We start from the raw sequence: 21,517 nt of genomic DNA, 5'->3' as shown, positions 1-21,517 counted from the left end.
GTATAAAAATGGATGCTCCTGCCACCCCTCAAATATAAATAATATTATTGATTAACAATGCCTTATATGTCATTTGTGGGAAGTTTAATACTTATCCTAGCCGCCACCAATTAGCGTAGCGGCTAGGGCTTTTGCCCCTTTTTTTATCTACTCAGACTCTGCTTCGGTTCCCACAAACCACTCTCCCTCTAACGGCAGACTTCTGACAAAGCGTCTATGCTTCCTACAGCCAAGTCGAATCAGTAATAAAAAGACGCTTGAAGTAGAGGAGCCCGCCTATGTTTAACCTGATGAAAATTCTTGAAGAAATGACCGTAACCGGATGGATAATCGCTTCCACCTGCCTGTTGCTATGGATAATCATCATTCATTTTGCTGGCGTCTTCACAGAAAAACGCTGGGGAGACCGGGAATCTGGCGCTCTGGTCGGTTTCTTTGTACCAGGCTTTATCTTTATGGCCATGCTCTATTTGATGTGAAACGGCTGCTGGATACTTTCTCCCTTCCCTGGGAACATTCCATTTCGTCAAAGCTCAAAGGTTTTTAGCTATCTGTCTGCTTCCACGATGGCTTCTTCATCATATCCAGAACAAAAGCAATTCCCGGAAAGATAACAGTACCAGCCACAACAATACCCACATAAGTAGATGGACTTCCTATCGGTAAATTGCTGGGTGGAAAGAAAGAGACAACAAAGGCGAAAAGCACCCCCAGAAAACCAAGGCCAGCGATGATAATCATCCCCCCTTCGCCACCAGGTACCTTGTATGGTCGCTCCAGATCAGGTTTAGTGAAACGGAGCCGTATTGCCGCTGCATACATCAACATATACATCATTAAATAAAGTGCAATTGTCATCGCACTGATCAGAAAAAACGCCACACTGACATTCTTGAACACAAAATAAATACAGGAAAGCAAGGTCACCAGCCCCCCCTGAACCAACAGAATATTCTTTGGGATTCCATTGTCATTGGTTTTTGCCAGAACCGGAGGCAGGTGACCCAGTTTTGCAGTCCAGAGAAGGCCTTTACTGGGACCACTGATCCATGACATCACACCACCCAGTGCCCCCAGAGCAAGCAACAAGCAGAATAAACGGTTCCAATCACCAATACCCATTTTATTCAACATGATCTGACTGGCCGCCATCAGACCGGATTGAAGATCAATCTCTTCCGCAGGCATAACTGCAGCAATGGCTAATGATCCCAGGGTAAAGAGCACAAAGATAATCAGCGCGGCAATTAACATCGCTAGGGGAAACTCTGTCTTTGGGTTGCCCATTTCATTGGCGTGAACCGCATGCACTTCAACTCCGGCAAACAACAGAATAATTCCAGCAAGGAAAGCAATATTACCGAAGCTGTTAAACTCGGGCCAAAAGCGTGAATGGACTTTACCCCCTTCCAGTTGGAACAAGCCTGTGTCCTGAGTTGTCAAATGCTCAAAGGCAACCGGGTTGCCCTGATCGACCCAGAGCAGTGCCAGAATAATAACAATGATACCCGGTAAAACCGTACCCACCAGAAAGCTGCTACTGGTGACCTTGGCAATAACATCGGTACCTTTAAAGGTCATCCATGTTGATAGCCAGTAAAAGACAATACAAAAAACGCCAACATAATACTGATCATTAGCCAGCTCAGGCCTGGCGACCAGGTAAGCAATCCCAGCCGCAGCAAATGACATCACCGTTGGATACCAGACGACGTTCTGAATCCACTGCAGCCAGATTGATATAAACCCGGCCCTTGGACCAAACGCCTGTTCAACCCAGGTATAAACTCCTCCCCCCATGTTTGAGAAAGCACTACCCAACTCAGCGGAAACCAGTGCTGCCGGTATCAGGAAAAGAATGGTTGCAAAGCCGATGTAGAAGAACATCGTCATCTCTTCCTTAGCCATCATCGGCAGTCCCCGCTAGCTTATAACAGCTGCTGATGTCATCAGCGCGATGGACATTATCGACAGTCGTTTGGTGGGAGAGTTAGAAACTGTGGCCATAGTTGGGCTCTCAGAAATAGCGGAAATAAAAGGCGGGATATAGTCAGAAACAATGACTGGTGTGATCAAAGACTCTCTTGGGTACTTTCGCTGAATCTATGCCCATTCAAGAATTTACCTGCAGGGGCAACCGATAGCGTAGTATGAGTATAGCCATAGCCAAAGAGCCGTCAGAGAGATCAATAGTCAAAAATTGAATAAAAAATGAAGTATGTCGTGTATCAGGAAATAGTTGAACTATTGGGTAAGTATTCAAATACCCATCTATTACCCTGAAAATTGCAAAAGACCAGCGCTAATAAACTAACTGTCAACGTATATGATGAAAGTCTATGGTTTCCTGTTTGACACCTGCTTCAGGATCATTAAAGACCGAAGTATCCATTGCATCCTCCGACCTGGCAACAATACAGGTTACCGCACAATCACCAGTGATATTCACAGCACTTCGCACCATATCCAGCAGTCGGTCAACCCCCATCACCAGCGCTATTCCTTCCAGTGGCAGGCCAACCTGCTGCAACACCATTGCCAGCATAACCATACCCACTCCCGGGACACCAGCGGTACCAATGGAGGCCAGTGTTGCGGTCAGAATTACTGACAAATAATCACTGATGCCCAGATCAATGCCAAAGGCCTGAGCGATAAAGACGGTAGCGACACCCTGCATGATGGCCGTACCATCCATATTCACCGTACTGCCCAGTGGAATAGTAAACGACGATATACGATTATCCACACCAAACCGGTGAGTGACAGTTTCCATAGACACTGGAATCGTCGCATTACTGGAAGCAGTGCTAAAAGCAAACATGGCGGCATCTTCCATTTTGCTCAGAAAAGTCAACGGACTTAACCCGGTAAACACTTTCAGCAAAACGCAGTAAGTCACCAGAACGTGCAGCAGTAAGACACAAAGCAGCAGCGTGAAATACTTTGCCAGACTGGCAATAGCAGACAGCTCAATGGTAGAAAACAGCTTGGCCATCAGGCAGAACACGCCATAAGGAGCAATGTTCATCAGCAAAGCCACCAGCTTCATCATTACTTCATTCATTGAGTCGAAGATACGGGCTATACGTTCTCCCGGCTGACCTGCAGCCCCGATAGCAATACCAAAAAGCACTGCAAACACAATAATCTGCAGGGTATTGCCACTGGCCATAGCCTCAACCGGATTATCCGGAAACAGATGAATCAGGATATCACTGATTGCCGGTGCATCCTGGGGAACAAATATGGATGCAGCTTCCAGGTTAGCACCATCCCCAGGCTTGACAATAAGCCCGGCAACAATGGCCAGAGTGATCGCAACCGCCGTTGTAAAAAGATAAAGAAGGAGTGTTTTCGCCCCTAAACGCCCGAGAGTCGAGGCATCAGTCAAAGAGCTCGTGCCACAGACGATGGATGTAAAAATCAGTGGTACTACCAGCATCTTCAGGGAAGAGATAAAAATCTGACCAATAATATGAAACAGGCCATCAGTTATGTACTGAGAAACAAAGAAACTCTCAGACAGGAAAGTGCGAATAACCAAACCCGTCGCAAGACCAGTAATCATTCCTATCAGAACCTTGGTTGTCAGTGAGTATTGGTTCCATGTTTTGATCATAGGGGCTATCCGCGGTTACTAAAATGGTACTGCCACGCACAGAAAAATGAATACGCTTTCTGTACAGAGCTGGATAGTTCTTCTCAGGTAATTTGAGGAAAGTCTCAACCTGTAGCGCTTAACCCAAAGAGAACGACACCATTAGCAGAACCCATTCATTATGGCTGCAATTCAGCATTTTTCCGGGAAATTAACTGCACAGGTAGCAAGCAATCCTCTACCCCTTGTTCACTCACCAAAAAACAGCTGCCAGACATTGCATTTTATCTCCTATACATGCGAACATTCGCATATTCAAATATATGAGGAATTTTTATGCTGCCTCATGAGTTTTTCAAAATGATGGCGGATGAAATCAGGCTACGCTGTCTGCTTCTGATAGCCCGTCAAGGTGAGCTGTGTGTCTGTGAGCTGGTATCTGCCCTTGATGAGCCTCAACCCAAAATATCCCGACACCTGGCACAAATGCGAAACCACGGTTTGTTAAACACCCGTCGTAAAGATCAATGGATTTTCTACTCTATAGCAGAAGATCTACCCGGCTGGATGAACAAAATCGTCGATGGTCTTCGCCATTCAAAATGTCTGAAGGGCGAGTACCAGCAGGATACCGACCGGCTGGAGTCAATGCCCAACCGCCCTTCATCAAAGAGCTGTTGAAATAAGGAGTAATCGCATGACTATTAAAGTAGGTATCAATGGCTTTGGCCGTATTGGCAGGCTGGCGATCAGAGCAGCATGGCACTGGCCGGAAATGGAATTTGTAAGGATTAATGACGTTGCCGGTAACAGCGCAACACTGGCTCACCTGCTGGAATTTGACTCTGTACAGGGTACCTGGCAGGAAACCATTTCATCCGATGACCAGCATATTCTCATTAATGGTCAGAGCATTAAGTACTCTCAGGAAAAAGAAATCAGTGCCATCGACTGGTCAGACTGTGATGTTGTTATTGATGCGACGGGCATCCACAGGGCAACAGCCAAACTCAACCAATATCTTGAGCAGGGAGTGAAACGTGTTGTCGTCACCGCCCCCGTCAAGGAAGAAGGTGTTCTGAATGTGGTCATGGGGGTTAATGACAGGCTCTATGATGCCAGCCAGCACCGCATCATCACAGCTGCATCCTGCACAACCAACTGCATAGCTCCTGTTGTAAAGGTTATTCACGAAAGACTTGGCATTACCCGGGGAGCCATCACCACCGTTCATGACCTGACCAATACCCAGACAATTCTGGATGCTCCCCATAAGGATCTGAGAAGAGCCCGTGCCTGCGGCATGTCCCTGATCCCGACAACAACGGGTTCCGCTACGGCAATTACCCAGATTTTCCCCGATCTGGAGGGTCGGTTGAATGGTCATGCCATCCGGGTCCCTCTGGCTAATGCCTCAATCACCGATATGGTCTTTGACGTTTCCAGAGATACTTCCGTAGAGGAAGTTAATCGGCTGTTGAAATCGGCCGCCGAGGGCTCATTGAATGGCATCCTCGGTTATGAGGAAAGACCCCTTGTTTCTATCGATTACCGTGGTGACCAGCGATCTTCAATTATTGATGCACTTTCCACCATGGTGGTTGACCAGCGCATGGTCAAAATTTATGCCTGGTACGATAATGAGATGGGCTATGCCTGTCGCACTGCCGAGCTGGCGCTGAAGGTTGGCAGAGAGTACTCCTGATGACTGAGACTCCCCGCGTTGAAAACAGCAAGCATCTCCAGCAGCAACAGATAAAAAATTACGCGCTCATCACGTTCAACTACTGGAACTTTACCCTGACCGATGGAGCCCTGCGCATGCTGGTGGTTCTCCACTTCTATTCGCTGGGCTACTCCGGTCTGGAAATTGCCATGCTGTTTCTCTTTTACGAGTTCTTCGGGGTAGTCACTAACCTGATTGGCGGCTGGCTGGGCGCCCGCATCGGCCTGAACAGAACCATGAATACCGGCCTGTTCATGCAGATCATCGCCTTGCTGATGCTGTCAGTCCCTTCACATTTCCTTTCAATACCACTGGTGATGTTTGCCCAGGCTATTTCAGGTATTGCAAAGGACCTGAATAAGATGAGCGCGAAGACCTCCATAAAAACTCTGGTCAGCAGCCAGCAGTCTGGAAAGCTCTATCGCTGGATAGCCATTTTAACAGGATCAAAAAATGCCCTGAAAGGTGCAGGCTTCTTTCTGGGTGGAGCCCTGCTGAGTCTGGTTGGTTTCCAGATTGCCATGCTTACCATGGCTTCTATATTAACCTTGGTATTAGCAGGCAGCCTGATGTGGCTGCAAAAAGACCTGGGGAAAGCCCGCAGTAAGCCAAAATTCACTCAGATCTTCTCTAAGAGCAAGGCAATCAACACTCTCTCTGCTGCCCGCCTGTTTCTCTTCGCCTCCCGGGATGTCTGGTTTGTCATCGCCCTGCCTATCTCTCTGAGTGCCGTTTTTGGCTGGAGCTCTGTGGAAACGGGAGGATTTATGGCCATATGGGTGATTGGTTATGGTCTGGTCCAGGGTATTGCGCCAACAATTACCGGGACTCAGAGTCAGCATATCCAGGGTCGCACCTCTCTTGTCTTATGGTCAGCAACTCTACTGCTGGTGTCTGTCCTGCTGGCACTTGCTATCACATTCCAGTGGTATCCACAATTGAGCCTTATTGTCGGCCTGCTGATTTTTGGCGGGATATTCGCCATTAACTCATCCCTGCACTCTTATCTGATTGTTTCTTTTGCCCGGGAGGAAGGCGCATCCATGGATGTTGGCTTCTATTACATGGCCAACGCCATGGGACGTTTAACCGGAACAGTGCTTTCGGGATGGACTTTTCAATGGGGGGGACTGGAAGCCTGCCTGTGGATCTCTTCTCTCTTTATTATGCTCACCGCCATCATTTCACTGGCAATGCCGGATCATAATCAGGAATTTCTGGGCCATCGCTAAGGGGGCCACGGTGATCAGTGTGAGCAGCATCCGCTGCTCTCCCTCCCGAAAATTTCGATTTTACTGCCTTATATTCAATGCATTAACGTTACTACAACCCTACCCACGAAGAACCACCCTAATTTGGAATACAGATTAAATGACTTTTATTTCCGATAACAGGTAGCACTGTCAATAAAACATAGTGATGTCCATTAATTAATGTCATTTGGCAATTACCCAGACAAATAAACCAACCTACCTTTATTTATTGATTTTCCTAACCAACAATAAAATCAATAAATTTCAAAAAATATTCTGGTCAGGTGTTTATATGAAAAGCTTATTGATAATTGGACTGGCATTTGGTCTGGCTGCCTGCTCTGACTCAAAACAAAAAGAAGCCACAATTAACAGCGATAAAGAATCATCACCATTTTCTGGAGATTCCAGAAAACTAGCTGATTCAACAAATAAAGAAAGCAATTCACTTTCCAATAGTTATAAAGAGTCAGAATCCAGAAGACAGAGTAACAAACCCATATCCTATAAGCTCTCAAGTTTTGCCACCTCTGGCTCAGAGATAAATAATCTTTCTTATAGTCAAGGTTCCTACACCGTTAATCAAAATGACACTTTGATGAAAATCGCTTTCGAAATATACGGTGATTATGAACAATGGAGAGTCATCAAGGATTCAAATCCTGAAAAAGTCGGATCTGACAATATAATCAAAGAGGGAATGACACTAACTTTCCCAGAACCAGCTGAAGAATTTGTTCAAAGCAAAAATGGCGATCCATATCTAATCAAGCGTGGAGATACATTAACATCCATTTCCAAAAATGCCTACGGTACAAGCCGTCACTGGAAAGCTATCTGGAAGAATAACACGCCTCTAATTAAAGATCCGGATTTAATTTTTGCTGGATTTACAATATACATGCCTGCTATCAAAGATTGATAGGCATTAATATAAAACGTAAGTGTTTGACTACCCTCCCTCAAATTTGACCGGTACTTATCCAGCCCAGAATTCATTCTGTGAAACCCTGGGCTGGAGTTTTCTAATCATCCCCCCCCAAATTAATACAACCCTGTAAGTCTTCTACCTATAGCAACATGATATGTTACCAAGCCGTTGTGGTGAGGAACGTTAATCAGGTGTCATTCTCAACAGCCAAAAAAGCTCTGATTTGAAATGAATTGCTCCCCAGCTATCACAAACAGTGATATCCACCGCTTCGGCTATGATTAAGCCACCAATTCAATCGGGTAGCATGACGTTACAACATGAAAATCATAACATCCAGCAGGTTACTGCCTGTTTTTGTTTTCGCTTCATTGATCGCATTTGCGGACCACCATCAGGAACCAGAAGGCAACAGGACTGCTTCCAGCAGGGATGAACTCACTGAAAAAGACGCTCTACTATTTCTGCAAGAATCTGAACTGTCTCTGAAAAAGCTGAGTAAGAAAGTGAATCGAGCCAAATGGATTCATGCCAATTTTATCACCTATGATACATCTTCTCTGGTCGCTGAAACGAGTGCAAAAAAAACAGCGGCTGTCGTTCGACTAGCACACGAAGCGGCCCGGTTTAATAATATTGAGCTAAGTGACGATACACGGCGCAAGCTGGAAAAGTTGAAACTGGCTCTCACACTCCCATCACCAATGGATGATGAGAAGAACAATGAGCTGTCAGGGGTAACCACTCAACTAAGTAGCCTTTATGGTAAGGGAAAATACTGTCGAGATGAAAAATCCTGCCTCAGTCTGAGCGAAATATCAGCAACAATGGCCACCAGCCGTAATTATGAGGAACTTATGGAGCTATGGACTGGCTGGCATGAAATTGCGAAGCCCATGCGCCCTCTTTATATGCAAGAGGTAAACCTGACCAACCAGGGGGCAAAAGAGTTGGGCTATACAGATACCGGCTCGATGTGGCGTTCCAAATACGATATGCCCGCTGACGACTTTGCCAGAGAGCTGGAACAGCTCTGGCGACAGGTGCAACCACTTTATCAGTCTCTCCACTGCCACGTTCGGGCAAAACTGGGTGAGATATACGGGGACGAGCGAGTTCCTCAGGATGGGCCTATTCCTGCCCATCTTCTGGGTAACATGTGGGCCCAGATCTGGAGCAACATCTACGACATCGTTGCTCCGGAGCAGGCTGATCCCGGTTATGATTTGACAGGCCTGCTGACACAGCACAATTACAATGAACTTGAAATGGTCAAAAGAGCTGAAAAGTTCTTTACCTCCATGGGTTTTGCCCCGCTGCCGGACTCTTTCTACGAACGATCACTGTTTACCAAGCCCCGGGATCGTGATGTGCAGTGTCACGCTTCAGCCTGGAGCCTTGACAGTAAGGATGACCTGCGAATCAAGATGTGTATCCGGGTCACTGGAAAAGCATTTTCAATCATACACCATGAGCTGGGGCACAATTTTTACCAGCGAGCCTACAAGAAACAACCCGTTTTTTATCAGCAAAGTGCCAACGATGGTTTTCATGAAGCGGTTGGAGACACTATCGCCCTGTCAGTCACTCCCGGTTACCTGCAGGATATTGGCCTGCTTGACGAGCTTCCTGATGCCTCAAAAGATATTGGCCTTTTGATGCAGATGGCGCTGGATAAAATTGCATTCCTGCCTTTTGGTCTTTTGGTCGACCAGTGGCGCTGGCAAGTGTTTTCGGCGGAGATAACCCCGGAGAACTATAACAAGGCATGGTGGGAGCTCCGTAAAAAGTATCAGGGGGTTGAGGCACCCGTAGCCCGTACTGAGGAGCACTTTGATCCGGGAGCCAAATACCATATCCCCGGGAATACACCATACACACGCTACTTTCTGTCACATATTCTGCAGTTTGAATTCCATCGAGCCCTCTGTGATATTGCAGGAAATAAAGAGGCTATCCACCGCTGCTCGATTTACAATTCAAAAGAGGCTGGTGGTCATCTGAACAGAATGCTTGAAATGGGTTCCAGTCGTCCATGGCAGGAAGCATTGGCTACGATTACCGGTAAACACGAAATGGATGCTTCAGCAATTCTGGAGTACTTCGCCCCGCTTCAGGAATACCTGGATGAGCAAAACAAAGGGCGTCAGTGTGGATGGTAAACGGGCTATGTCTACCCCTTCAAAGCATAACTGAATATATATAAGGTATTCCCTCTTTCTTCCTCACCTCCCCCCTGACAGGATGTCCGGGGAAGGTTATCAGAGCACTGCGCAGTCCTTCTCAGTTGAAGATGATAGACACTTAGTGTGGGTATTCTTAAAAAGTACAACAGTCAAGAGCATGCTGACGTTTCTTTAGGTGCTCAGCACATCTGGCCAGGACACGATGCCTGGCTGGGCTCGCAACGAAACGTCAATTGACCCTAAAAAGATTGAAAATAGATATAAAGCACCATAAGCACCAACTGGCGACAATAAAGGCAACCAACACCGGGAATAATACATTCAGGGGAGTGATAGCCAGATTTGACGCTGGAAAAGCCTCCACCCTCTACAGCAGAAAGTGATGGTAACTTGATACCATGCTTGCCCGGCAGAAGAACCACGTGGCTGAGGGCAAGAAACTTGGCAACATGTTTTCGTGTCTCAGCAGGCAGATCAAGGCTCCAGAAACCTGCATCTGAATATTCTCCAGACTCCATGGCCAAATCAATGCTTTGCTTCACCCGATAAAGGCCCGCATTATAAGCGGCAATGGTTAAAATCCAGTCATTGGTTCGCCGATAAAGGTACTCAATATAGGTTAATGCGGCATCCGTGGCTCTTTCGAGATCCGTTCTTTCATCACACTTTTTCGATACCTTAAGCCCGTAAGCCCTGGCTGTCCTGGGCATCAGCTGCCAGAGGCCCATAGCCCTGGCAGATGATCGAGCCTTAAGATTAAGCTCACTTTCGATAAGAGGCAGCAAAGCCAACTCTGATGGCAACCCTTTCTCCTGAATCCTCTTGTTCAAATAAAATTGATGCACCAATATGCGTTCAGACAGGCGGTTAAAATAATATTGGGGAAATGCTTTCAGCTGCTCGGCTACCTTCTCATTGTTATAGTGAGCCATCAGTCGAAAACCATGGCGCAACGACTGCCAACCATCCTTTGGGTCATGAATACAGACCGGCCGGTACCCCTTTTCCATTCGGCGATCATCCGTCTCTACCATAACTTCTGATCCGTGTGCATGGCAGGGCACAAGAGAAAGGCCCATGACAATAACAAAGAGAGCTAAAACCCGAAAATACCAAACCATCCAGCTACCAACCGATAATGATAAGTCTTTTCCTGTACCTTTATTGCACAAAAGGATCTCAGACCACTTTCTGGACTGGATAAAAACAGTGATGCTGACTTCAGACTCCAAGCAACAGCTCCAAAGCAAACAATAGATAACGATAAGCTTTATAAATTGAAACCAGAATTTTAAACTAGGACAAAGAAACAATGACCATGAAAATATAGCGCATTTTGCTCCGGTACCGAGGTTCCTGGCCTTAAAGACTGAACAGCAGAATTCTAATCCCCAGCAGCCCTTTCAGCCTCCTATTTCTCCGGAAATCGAATGGTGAACCATTCAATTAATATCTTGCTCAGAGAATTAATGGTCCTATATATCTATTTCTCTCTTTACAGCTCAGTACGCCAGCATAGTTTCGACCATTTAAATTCAAAAGAATCGTTTTTTATAAACGCACGATGATATACCGTAAGGTAATAATGTGATTTTTTTGAAAAATTATTGCTATTTGGTTCAACTGTTGTAAAGGCTGTGCCATTATTAATAAGGTTTTTCTTAACTTTAATCCTGATACAGGCAAGATCGTCTTGGCCAATAAGGCTTTTGGCCAGAAACAACGGAAACTGATATGAAGAAGGTTATTAAAATATCTGCTCTGGCAGCAGCTGTACTTTTAGCAGCAGGCTGTCAGGAAAAAACTACTCAGGCTCCTGAAGTTGAGTTAAACACTGATGACCAGAAAGCCGCCTATGCCATTGGTGCTTCTGTTGGTAACTTTGCCAGTCAGACACTGAAGCAGCAGGATGAGCTCGGTGTTGTGCTTGACCGTGCGCTGGTTCAGCAGGGCTTGCTGGACGCGCTCTCGGATCAGGTCAAAATGAACGACGAGGAGATGGGTGCTGCCCTCCGAGCTCATGAGCAGAAGATGAACACCGTTGTTCAGGAGAAAGCCAAGGAGAAGCGTGAGGAAACCCTTAAAACTGGCGCCAAATATCTGGAAGATAACGCCAAGAAAGAAGGTGTTTCCGTGACTGAGTCCGGCCTTCAATATGAAGTCATCAAGCAGGGCGACGGACCAAAACCAGTAGCGGCTGACACGGTTACCGTTCATTACACAGGTACTCTGACTGACGGCACTGTCTTCGACAGCAGCAAGCAGAGAGGCCAGCCAGCAACGTTCCCTCTGGCTAACGTCATCAAGGGCTGGACTGAAGGTGTTGCCCTGATGCCCGTCGGCTCTGAATATCGCCTGACGATCCCTGCTGAACTGGCCTATGGAGACCAGGAAGTCGGCACGATTCCAGCTGGCTCCGTTCTGGTATTCGATGTTGAGCTGATCAGCATCGAAGGTAAAGAAGAGAGCAAGAAAGCAGCTGACAGCAAACAAGCCAAGAAATAAATCTTCAGGCTGGTTACAATAACGCGCAGTATTAATGCCCGTTATTTATTTGTGAATTATGAACCTGATCTCAATTTTGGTACTACTGTTTATCACCCTGTTTGTTGTGGTTAAACTGACAGAGCTCCATGGCAAGCCACTTACCAATGAGCAGCAAAGCAAGCTTTCCAAAATTGCCATGGTATTAATTTTTGTGATGTTGGTTGCTGCGCTGATCAAAAGCCTGATGTAATTGATCAAAATTTAAACAGCTCACTAATAATGACCGCCAAAAGTAATGCAGGGCTGACCCAGCGAATCAGAAGCTGCCAGGTTTGCAGGTACTTGCCCTGCATTCCCAACTGTTCAATCAGCACCTTCCTTTCCATGATATAACCACAGAAATAAAGCACCAGAAGCCCTACTACCGGCAGCATGACCTGAGTAGCAAAGGCCGTATAAAGGTCAAAAAGGTTTTTGCCATCAACAGAAACATTTTTCCAGACGCTGAAAGAAAGGCCGGGTATTAGCCCAACCAGGAAGATAATACCACCTGCTATTGAGGCCCCTGCTGCGCGGAACCCTGAACACAGACGGCTCATCATCACCACCAGGGGTTCAGCCAGATTGACTGCAGAAGTCCAGACGGCCATCACCAGAAGAAGGAAAAATAAGGGCAGAATCATTGAACCAAACGGCATTTGAGCCAATGCAACCGGTAGCGTGATGAACATCAACCCGGGACCTCCAGCAACTGCAAGCCCTTCGCTGAACACCACGGCAAACGTTGCAACACCAACCATCACCGCCACCAGGACATCAAGCAAAGCGACAATCAGTACAGCTTTAACCACTGACAACCGCTCTGGCATATAGGCACCATAAGCCATCAAACAGCATGCACCAATGGCAAGGGTGAAAAAAGCATGGCCCATGGCCTCCAGTACCACTCCACCGCTAACGGCCTCAAACTTGAAGGCAAACAGATAATCCAGGGCTAGCGTAAAACCACTGAACTGGCTTGCGTATATCAGCAGAACGACCAGAATCAGATACATCAGGGGCATTAGCCAGTTATTCAACTGCTCAATACCTTTTGAAATAGTTCGACCACTAATGGCAACCGTCATGAGAATAAACATCCCGTGGTATAAAACCACCTGCCACGGGGATTCCAGTAGCTGTTGAAAATTTATCGATGTCGCTCGAATGCTGTTTGCAGAAAGTTCGCCTGAAAGCGACTGAAAAAAGAAGTGAAGTACCCAGCCAGACACCACGCTATAGAAAGAAAGAATCATTGTAGCAGCCAGTGTTCCCAGCCAAGCCAGCTTGCTCCAGTGCTTTGTATGACCGGCGCTGACAGCCAGCTGCCGCAGACTGCTGGCGGGTGATGCTCGTCCTGCTCTCCCAACAACAATCTCGGCAATCATTACCGGCAGCCCAAGTAGCACAACAAAAACGATATACAGAAGGAAAAACAGGCTTCCTCCGTTTTCACCCGCCACATAAGGAAAACGCCAGATATTCCCCAAGCCTATGGCAGCCCCGGCAATAGCGAAAATAAAAGCTCGATTGGAAGTGATTCTGTTTTCAGGCTGCATGGATTGTCCATTTTCTATTGTTAAGCCGAATTGTACTGACCAGCAGATTCCTATCAGCATAGACGCAAACTGATACTTATATCATCGGATAGACCACGAAGGATTCCATAGCAGACAAGCTCTCCAGTGGATTAACTATTGATTCAGATCGATAAACACCCACAATGGATGGGTCTATGATGAACTCTATGGTGGAAGTCTTAACTGGCAATTCCCGGAGGGATATATGAGTAGCAGCGACGTTTTTCATCTCGGCCTGACCCGCGAGGCTCTGAATGGGGCCAGACTGGCCATTGTCCCCGGTGACCCGGAACGGGTCGAGCGAATTGCTGAACTGATGGATAACCCGACAAAACTGGCCAGCCTCCGTGAGTTCACAACCTGGCGGGGGGAGCTGGAGGGACAGCCCGTAATCGTTTGCTCAACCGGTATCGGCGGGCCATCTACTTCTATCGCAGTGGAAGAACTGGCACAACTGGGGGTCCGTACCTTTCTGAGAGTTGGAACCACCGGCGCAATCCAGCCACATATCAATGTGGGTGACGTGATCATCACCACCGGCTCCGTTCGACTGGATGGTGCCAGCCGACATTTTGCCCCTCTCAGCTACCCTGCCGTTGCTGACTTCCAGTGTACCCGCGCACTGGTAGATACTGCCGGGCAAAGCGGACTTAACTACTGGACCGGTATTACTGCGTCCAGTGATACCTTCTACCCTGGTCAGGAACGCTATGACACCTTCACCCAGCGGGTTAGAAAAGAGCTGCAGGGCTCTATGGAAGAGTGGCAATCGATGGGTGTGCTTAACTATGAAATGGAATCTGCAACCCTCCTGACCATGTGCGCTGCCATGGGACTTAAAGCCGGTTGTGTGGCTGGAGTCATCGTTAACCGCACCTGCAATGAAACCCCGGATACTGAAAAGCTGGCCAACGTTGAGCCCAACGCAATTAATACGGTGATTGGAGCCGCAAGACGCCTTCTGGGAGTCACTGATTGATGATATCGGGGCTTTGCTGATCGACTATTGAATCAGGAACCTCTATGGATGTGGGACTAAGATTGGACTGACATAATACTCAGGAGAGGCATCCGTTAGATGCAAGCCTTACCAATACCGTCATCCATCAACTTAGCGGATCGATCAGGTGATACCTTACCGGCAGATAAACCACAGGTAAGCTGGAAACGCTGGGCAGTCCGTATACTTTCAACGGCTGCCGCCATCGTGTCCGCAGCCTTTGCTTTGAGCGCGATCTATGCAGGGTTCTTCACCACAGCGGCAGTCTTTGGAACTATTACCGTGGTTTCTACAGCCTGTGCCATCTCTGCCTTTTCAAAAAATAGCACTCCTTCAACATCGTCCTATGGTATCGATATGACGAGAGAAAGGCTCAGCGGTCAGTCTGAGAGCACATCCAGCATTGTGTACAGCAAAGGGTACGAAGTTGTCGATGTTCTAAGCGATGGCAATTGTTTTTTCCATGCCGCTACGGTGCAATGCCCTGACTGGAGCGCTCACACCCTACGTCAACGGGTTCATGAAGAAGCAAGACAATGGCTCTATGAATACGAAATGAATCGCCATTTAAACCTCAATGAATACGAAAGTTGCCGGAATCCAGTGGCAGAAGACGACCTTTATTCCTATTTAACAAAAAGAGTTGACCACCATGGCATGACAGGCCTGGACGCAATTAATCGCAATGGTGTGTGGGTGTATACGGTAATCACCCCTCTGCTCGCCAGAGTCTTGCGAAGGCCAGTCATTTCAGTAAATAACTCTGGTACTATTCGGAGTGCTGCTGATGCCAATGGATTCTACCTGAACCTCGCTGACAATCAGCTGAAAACTCTTGATTTAAATGCCCTTGGAGATTTTGTACTACTTGAACACATTAACAACAATCACTTCAGAGGCTGCAGAAAGCGTAACCTCCGCAATTCCCACAAATCAGGATAGGAAACTGTTCAAAGCTCTATTTTCCGACAGCCTCCTATTTCCGGCAGCTTCCTAATGTTTCCTCCTCAATTGTGTTCTTGCTTCCGAAGTCTGGAATACCCCTGAACCATATCTTTTGCAACCAATCCCCAAGCCTGACTTAATGTCTGAACGTATGCCTGTGTAGAATCACCGCTCTCCAGCAACAGGGCATAGACCTTTTCCCGTTGGATAATAACCTGCCGGTCCTGCCCCTCCAGAGACCAGGCCACATTTATCTGCAGCTGGTCATTCACCACCACTATCGACTGAACATCAATAAATGCGACAACGTCCGGGCGTTTATCTCGAACCCAGGGACCCGAGCTTACCCAGCTACTGGAGCGAACCTGACTACGCATATTCTGTACCATGACTTGTGTCAGCAGCTCTGGCAACGGCTCTCCCCAGTGATCGTTAACAGCAGTCTGTAAGCGCACACCACCATCGCTCCAGGTGATATTTTTCTTGTCCAGCCAGCCCGCAACACTCACTGGAAAAACCCCCAGTGTAGCGGGCAGCTCTGAAAGCACTTTACTCTCTTGTGAAATCGTTGCCGGTACCAGTGCATAGTCGTGATAGGTTGGGTTCTTGATGGAACAACCTGACATAAGACTAACCAACAAGGCCACAAAGAAAGCCTTGGAAGCAGCTCTATGATGCAAAACAAGGTTCAATATACGTAAGTAACGGCTCACCGGGAGTCTCCTGCTTTTCTGCCGAAGATAATGGAATCGGGTTGACGTTGCAGCATGTCAGCCAGGTCATCAACCGCCCTGGACGCACGACTAATGTCTTTTGAACTCTGCGTCAGCTGGTACATCAGTGGTGAGTCAGGGGCCAGTGTCTCTTCTGCCGCGGCCATGGTCTCCTGAAGTTGAAGCATGGTTTCATTCAGTTGCTGTGTAGCTGCAGGCAGCTCGGTTTTCAATAATGCCGTCACTTCCCCCGCATCCCGCGACATGGAGGCAAACTCCCGGCGAATACCCGCCATACTTGAACTCATTTCATTGGACATGGCTTCCATACTGACAAATGCCTGATCAACATCGTCGATCAGTTTATTCAGTCGACCATCTCCGGTCAGCCTGGCCAGATTATCCAGAACCTCTGTTAAACTACTGGCCATTTCCGCCATGTTTATACTCTCAAATTTCTCAATAAACTCTTCCAGGTTATTGGGCACCGTAGGAATCTGTGGGTATTCGGTAGACACAGGCTGCATTTCCGGAAGAGAGTCAAAGAAATCCACCTCGATATACAGCAACCCGGTTAATACACTCTGCAGTCCAATCTGGGCACTGAGCCCCTGCTTCATCAACTGTCCCAGCACATTATGATCACTGCTTTTACCCTGTTCGCTGATCGCATCCGGGTACATATCAATAGTGACCACATTCAAGACCTTCTGGTGATTGTGATACAGCTTGGTCTTGATGCTGACCACCTCACCAATTTTTACGCCACGCAGCGTCACAGGAGCGCCAACATTCAAGCCTTTTATCGAACTGTCAAACAGGATTTGATAACGCTGGACATCCTTTCGGGAAAAACCATCCGCATTAAGAAACAACACCAGAGTAATCGTCATTGTAATGACCAGAATGACAAAAAGGCCGACGGATACCGACAGGGATTTTCTATTCATAGACTTCTCTCAGACAAGCGGGCCTCATTAACCTTCATTTTTTGAGTCGCTCTATACTCTTCCTCATCTGCACACTCTCCTCTGGACAGAAACTCCCTGACCAGGTCGTGTTTACTGTGGTTAAGCATATGTTTCGGAGAACCGGTATCCAGCTGGGTTTTGGTGTTGGCATCGAGGTAGACCCCATTGCTGCCAATGGCAAAAATACTGGCCAGCTCATGGGTCACAATCACCACGGTGGCACCGGTTGAATCTCTTAGCTGCAGAATCAGGTCATCCAGCCGTCTGGCGCTGAGTGGATCCAACCCAGCCGACGGCTCATCAAAAAAAAGGATATCCGGATCCAGGGCAATGGCTCTGGCGAGTCCGGCACGTTTACACATACCACCACTGATCTGGGATGGATAAAAATCTTCAAAACCGGCCAAACCAACCAGCGCCAGCTTATAACGCACCATATCCCGAATATCTTTACTCGTCAGTGTCGTATACTGTTCCAGTGGCAGGGCAACATTTTCTGCCAGTGTTTTATCACTAAATAAAGCGCCTCCCTGATAGGTCACACCCCAGCGCTTACGCATTGCCAACTGCTGTTCGGGTGAATCGGTAAAGTAACTCTGCCCGCCAAACAGAATTTCCCCTTCTGCTGGCTCATAGAGTCCAATCATATGTTTCAGGAGCGTGCTCTTGCCACAGCCACTCCCCCCCATAATGACAAACACATCACCTTTGCAGATTTGAAAATTCAGGTTGGATTGAATCAGGTTGCTGCCATATTTCATGGTCAATCCACAGGCTTCAATCACTACGTCCTGACGGTCCTGTCGCAGTTGACTCATGGTCAAATTCCCAGGTGATAAAAAAGGATATTCAACCCAGCGTCTGCCACCACCAGATAGATAATGGCGGTCACTACTGCATTGGTGGTGGCCTGGCCTACCGCTGCTGATGAGCGACCACAGGCAAGACCTGCACGACAGCCTGCCATGGCAATCAATACCGCAAAGACAACGCTTTTAAAAACGCCGGTCATAATATCACCAAAGGTGATGGCATCCCGTAGCTGATACAGATACATCGTCCAGGTGACATCCATGCTGGTGGCTACCAGCCCTCCACCAAACATCCCCAGAATATTGCTGTAAAGACAAAGCATTGGAATCGTCATAATCAACGCCAGTGTCCTTGGTAATACCAGGTAATCCATGGGCTTAATACCCAGCGTCGTCAGTGCATCAATTTCCTCATTGACCTGCATGGTACCCAATTGGGCTGCATAGGCGGCACCGGTTCGGCCTGACATGATGACCGCAGTCATCAGCGCCCCCATCTCCCGAACCATCCCCACACCCACCAGGTTGGAAACATACACCTCTGCACCAAACTGTCGGAGCTGAACCATTCCCAGGTAGGCTAGAATCATCCCGATCAGCACACTTTGCAGGGTAATAATGGGTAACGCAGAAGGACCAGACTGATGGCAGTAGCTAAGGATATCCGACCATCGTGCAGACCCTTTTCGAGAAAACCAGCGGAACAGTGTAATTACCAACTCTCCGGTGAAAGCCAGCAATTCCATTGCCTCATCACCCAACCGGGCAACCCGGCTGGTGAGGTTCTGAAAGAGTGATGTATGCCTTTCAGGCAGCGCCTTATTGGGGGGCACGGTATTGGCCAGCCTGAACAAATCTCCCACATCCTCAGGTAAGCCGCTCAGGTCAAACTGGCAACGGGAGGGTTCAAGCATACGCTGGCAGGCCATCAACCAGGCCAGCAGCCTGGAGTCCCATGAAAAGTCATCACCGGTAATAAAGGCAACAGTCTTTAATTGATCATAATTCAGTAACGCAGAAAGCTGATCCAGGGTCGGTAGAGCACCACTGACCGTCCAACTTCCCTGCAGGGTAATAACAACATTCGGGTCAGACACTTTATCAAAGGTCAGTGTCGCCTGGTTCATGCTTATTGATGCCTTGGAAAAAGCGCCAATAATAACAGGAAAACGCCACAGGTAGGCAAGTCCAGCCGCCCTTCACGATCCAGCTCTTCATTGACTTTCTGCTATCGGAAAAACAAACCGGGAACTATTTGCTGTATATGCTTTCTTAATGAGTTACAAACAGTATCAAAATCAGCGTCAACCAGGTAATACTCACAGTTATGGATCAAACGCCAAGGGTGCCCCTATTCTTCTTGCCCCCTCCCAATCAACAAACACACCCACAAGCCATACATGCATCGTGGTTGAGGTGGCAGATGGGGAGCTTTAATCCAGGCCAAGGACAAGTACACCTCCCTGTCATTCCGTCAGTGCATACACCTGCACAGCAAAGGTTGGTACCCCCTTACCCAAGTTACTTTCAAAACGTTTGTGTTCCCCCGGATCAGGCGGCAACAGGATCTTTTCAGCCTATCCCTTGTCCAAGACACCCCCCTTTTCTTTCAACTCAGCCGATGCATGCGCCAGTACAACATAGATTGGTATACCATCACCCAACTCCCTCTCATAGCACTGGTACTCCCCTGAGTCAGGGGGAAGCAAAATCTTTGCTGCCCCCACCTATTCCGAGCCATACTCATGAAGCACAACCAATATGCGCAGGCACCTATCAAATACCGAAAATTGAAGAGCAGACTGATACACCCGAACAACACGTAACTCCTACTGACTCTTACAACGCCAATGCTTACCCGGTTCAGGCAGAAGCCAGACCTTTTCACTCCCCGCTTTTTCAAAACCATAGTCATGGAGAAAGTCGAATATGCGCAGACATCCATCAAATAGCAGAGCCCGAAGAGCAGACCGATCCCCCAGCACAACATGTAAGCCATACTGACTTTCACAACAATGATGCTTCCCCGGTTCATTCAGTAGCAAGATCTTTTCACTACCCCTCTTTTCCGACCTACACTCATGAAGAAGATCAAATATGCGCAGGCATACGTCAAATACCAAAACACAATGAGCGAACTGAAAGTTCAGACGAAGAAATACCCTCTCCAGGCACTATAGGAGGAATAGAGATATGTGATAGCTATAAGTCCACAACAACCCCTTGGAAACTAACGGAATCCAGAAACAACTCGACACAGAATCACTCTACCCGCAGATGCTCCTCCAGAACTGAAAACCATCAACAGCCAAGTCATGCTGATATCATAAGCCGGCTTAACGCACTCAAAGGCACTGAGATCAAAGTAAAGACTTCATATTGTGAACCAGGCTGCAGTGATGACTATGCCATTTTCAAAATTCCAGAGAGCCGGTACCACATCGAAGTGTCTTTTGACTACGATTTTGAAAAGGACATGCGATACAGAAATGCCAGAAATAACCTTTACATCAAGGGAAGACTCGAATTTGATGAAGTTGAGATGAAACAGTATGTCAGAGCCAAATCAGCAAGAGACTTTACCACTTGGCCATCACAGCGCTCACATTATATTCCGCTTTTTTTAGTGCCAGAAAGCATACAGATAGTCCACAGTTCTGATAACAGGGCATATTCAGCTACAGAATCAAGGTACCAAAGGTCATATTCAAAACACCAAAAGTGAAAACAGGATTAATCATTGGATCAAATACGAGCCTGTAAATAATTCTGTGTAAACGCCACTAAAACTACTGCTCCTTGAACCGGTCAGGAAACATAATTTCAAACCGGTTCATGGCGGCTTTCCAGTTCCTGATCGGCATGGTCCATTTCTCGGAAGCTTTTTCCATGGCCAGGTAGATTACCTTCATGACTGACTCATCCGTCCGAAAAATCTTCCGGTTCTTAATCGCCTTACGAATGACGCTGTTCAAGGACTCAATGGCATTCGTTGTATAAATCGCTTTTCGGATATCTTCAGGATAGTCGAACAGAGTAATCAGGTTATCCCAGTTATTACGCCAGGACTTACCAATCGATGGGAATTTCTCCCCCCAGGCTTCTTCAAAGGCTTCCAGCTCCATTTCTGCTTCTTCAGCAGTCGCTGACCGGTAAATCCGTTTCAGGTCGCTGGCGACGCATTTACGGTCCTTGTAGGAGACGTATTTCAGCGAGTTACGTACCTGATGCACAATACACAGCTGAACCTGAGCCATTGGGAACACGGTGTTA

20 protein-coding genes are annotated in these 21,517 nt (G+C 47.4%); 11 read left to right on the top strand and 9 right to left on the bottom strand.

Going from position 1 to position 21,517, the window contains the following annotated elements; all coding sequences use genetic code 11:
• Positions 1–278: 278 nt before the first annotated feature.
• Entirely contained in the window at positions 279–479 is a 201-nt protein-coding gene (locus AK963_RS14275) for a hypothetical protein (RefSeq protein ID WP_066016126.1), read from the top strand.
• A 64-nt stretch (positions 480–543) separates the two neighbouring features.
• Here the strand turns inward: AK963_RS14275 and AK963_RS14270 are convergent, their stop codons facing one another.
• Together AK963_RS14270 and AK963_RS14265 are read right to left on the bottom strand one after the other, a co-directional pair.
• Positions 544–1,911: an amino acid permease gene (locus AK963_RS14270; RefSeq protein ID WP_202969781.1), complete on the bottom strand. Its 1,368-nt coding sequence runs from the start codon at positions 1,909–1,911 to the stop codon at positions 544–546.
• Between the two features lie 406 nt (positions 1,912–2,317).
• Positions 2,318–3,622, bottom strand: coding sequence for a dicarboxylate/amino acid:cation symporter (locus AK963_RS14265; protein ID WP_066016125.1), 1,305 nt, complete (start codon positions 3,620–3,622; stop codon positions 2,318–2,320).
• A gap of 315 nt (positions 3,623–3,937) precedes the next feature.
• Between AK963_RS14265 and AK963_RS14260 the strand changes: the two genes are divergently transcribed.
• The 5 genes from AK963_RS14260 (at position 3,938) to AK963_RS14240 (ending at position 9,673) form a co-directional block, all read left to right on the top strand.
• Positions 3,938–4,282: an ArsR/SmtB family transcription factor gene (locus AK963_RS14260; RefSeq protein ID WP_066016124.1), complete on the top strand. Its 345-nt coding sequence runs from the start codon at positions 3,938–3,940 to the stop codon at positions 4,280–4,282.
• A 16-nt stretch (positions 4,283–4,298) separates the two neighbouring features.
• Entirely contained in the window at positions 4,299–5,306 is a 1,008-nt protein-coding gene (locus tag AK963_RS14255) for an ArsJ-associated glyceraldehyde-3-phosphate dehydrogenase (RefSeq protein WP_066016123.1), read from the top strand.
• Complete coding sequence (gene arsJ, locus AK963_RS14250; protein WP_066016122.1) at positions 5,306–6,559, top strand: organoarsenical effux MFS transporter ArsJ; 1,254 nt, start codon at positions 5,306–5,308, stop codon at positions 6,557–6,559. Before AK963_RS14255 ends, arsJ begins: the two co-directional genes overlap by 1 nt.
• Positions 6,560–6,872: 313 nt before the next feature.
• Positions 6,873–7,502 (top strand): LysM peptidoglycan-binding domain-containing protein, encoded by a 630-nt coding sequence (locus tag AK963_RS14245; protein ID WP_066016121.1) that lies wholly within the window; start codon positions 6,873–6,875, stop codon positions 7,500–7,502.
• A gap of 329 nt (positions 7,503–7,831) precedes the next feature.
• Positions 7,832–9,673 (top strand): M2 family metallopeptidase, encoded by a 1,842-nt coding sequence (locus AK963_RS14240; RefSeq protein ID WP_083232651.1) that lies wholly within the window; start codon positions 7,832–7,834, stop codon positions 9,671–9,673.
• Positions 9,674–9,936: 263 nt separating this feature from the next.
• Here the strand turns inward: AK963_RS14240 and AK963_RS14235 are convergent, their stop codons facing one another.
• A complete protein-coding gene (locus AK963_RS14235) occupies positions 9,937–10,929 on the bottom strand; it encodes a lytic transglycosylase domain-containing protein (RefSeq protein ID WP_139117412.1) in 993 nt (330 codons plus the stop codon).
• A 502-nt stretch (positions 10,930–11,431) separates the two neighbouring features.
• Here AK963_RS14235 and fkpA point away from each other — a divergent pair.
• Positions 11,432–12,202, top strand: a complete 771-nt coding sequence (gene fkpA, locus AK963_RS14225; RefSeq protein WP_066016118.1) for an FKBP-type peptidyl-prolyl cis-trans isomerase — start codon at positions 11,432–11,434, stop codon at positions 12,200–12,202.
• Positions 12,203–12,260: 58 nt separating this feature from the next.
• Positions 12,261–12,434, top strand: coding sequence for a hypothetical protein (locus AK963_RS33270; protein WP_175404524.1), 174 nt, complete (start codon positions 12,261–12,263; stop codon positions 12,432–12,434).
• A 4-nt stretch (positions 12,435–12,438) separates the two neighbouring features.
• Here the strand turns inward: AK963_RS33270 and AK963_RS14220 are convergent, their stop codons facing one another.
• Entirely contained in the window at positions 12,439–13,782 is a 1,344-nt protein-coding gene (locus tag AK963_RS14220; protein WP_066016117.1) for a sodium-dependent transporter, read from the bottom strand.
• A gap of 226 nt (positions 13,783–14,008) precedes the next feature.
• Here AK963_RS14220 and udp point away from each other — a divergent pair, with 226 nt between their 5' ends.
• Together udp and AK963_RS14210 are read left to right on the top strand one after the other, a co-directional pair.
• The gene (gene udp, locus AK963_RS14215; RefSeq protein ID WP_066016116.1) at positions 14,009–14,782 is read left to right on the top strand and encodes a uridine phosphorylase; all 774 of its coding nucleotides are present in this window, start codon (positions 14,009–14,011) and stop codon (positions 14,780–14,782) included.
• Positions 14,783–14,881: 99 nt separating this feature from the next.
• Positions 14,882–15,745, top strand: a complete 864-nt coding sequence (locus AK963_RS14210; RefSeq protein ID WP_066016115.1) for an OTU domain-containing protein — start codon at positions 14,882–14,884, stop codon at positions 15,743–15,745.
• A 65-nt stretch (positions 15,746–15,810) separates the two neighbouring features.
• Here the strand turns inward: AK963_RS14210 and AK963_RS14205 are convergent, their stop codons facing one another.
• From AK963_RS14205 to AK963_RS14190, 4 genes are read right to left on the bottom strand one after another with little or no spacing between them, the layout of a single operon-like run.
• A complete protein-coding gene (locus AK963_RS14205) occupies positions 15,811–16,461 on the bottom strand; it encodes a PqiC family protein (protein ID WP_066016114.1) in 651 nt (216 codons plus the stop codon).
• On the bottom strand, positions 16,458–17,411 hold the full coding sequence (locus AK963_RS14200) for an MlaD family protein (protein WP_066016113.1): 954 nt from the start codon (positions 17,409–17,411) through the stop codon (positions 16,458–16,460). Before AK963_RS14200 ends, AK963_RS14205 begins: the two co-directional genes overlap by 4 nt.
• Positions 17,408–18,250, bottom strand: a complete 843-nt coding sequence (locus tag AK963_RS14195) for an ABC transporter ATP-binding protein (protein WP_066016112.1) — start codon at positions 18,248–18,250, stop codon at positions 17,408–17,410. The genes AK963_RS14200 and AK963_RS14195 overlap by 4 nt, the downstream gene beginning before the upstream one ends.
• 2 nt (positions 18,251–18,252) lie before the next feature.
• Positions 18,253–19,371: an ABC transporter permease gene (locus AK963_RS14190; RefSeq protein WP_066016111.1), complete on the bottom strand. Its 1,119-nt coding sequence runs from the start codon at positions 19,369–19,371 to the stop codon at positions 18,253–18,255.
• Positions 19,372–19,958: 587 nt separating this feature from the next.
• Between AK963_RS14190 and AK963_RS14185 the strand changes: the two genes are divergently transcribed.
• The gene (locus tag AK963_RS14185) at positions 19,959–20,969 is read left to right on the top strand and encodes a hypothetical protein (RefSeq protein WP_066016110.1); all 1,011 of its coding nucleotides are present in this window, start codon (positions 19,959–19,961) and stop codon (positions 20,967–20,969) included.
• Positions 20,970–21,033: 64 nt separating this feature from the next.
• Here the strand turns inward: AK963_RS14185 and AK963_RS14180 are convergent.
• A partial coding sequence (locus tag AK963_RS14180) for an IS256 family transposase (RefSeq protein WP_139117411.1) occupies positions 21,034–21,517 on the bottom strand: 484 nt, incomplete at its 5' end.

The sequence above is a fragment of the Endozoicomonas atrinae genome, from assembly GCF_001647025.1.
GTDB classification, from domain to species: Bacteria; Pseudomonadota; Gammaproteobacteria; order Pseudomonadales; family Endozoicomonadaceae; genus Endozoicomonas; species Endozoicomonas atrinae.
Note: the sequence above shows the minus strand (reverse complement) of the source record. Positions and strands in the feature narration are given on the sequence as shown.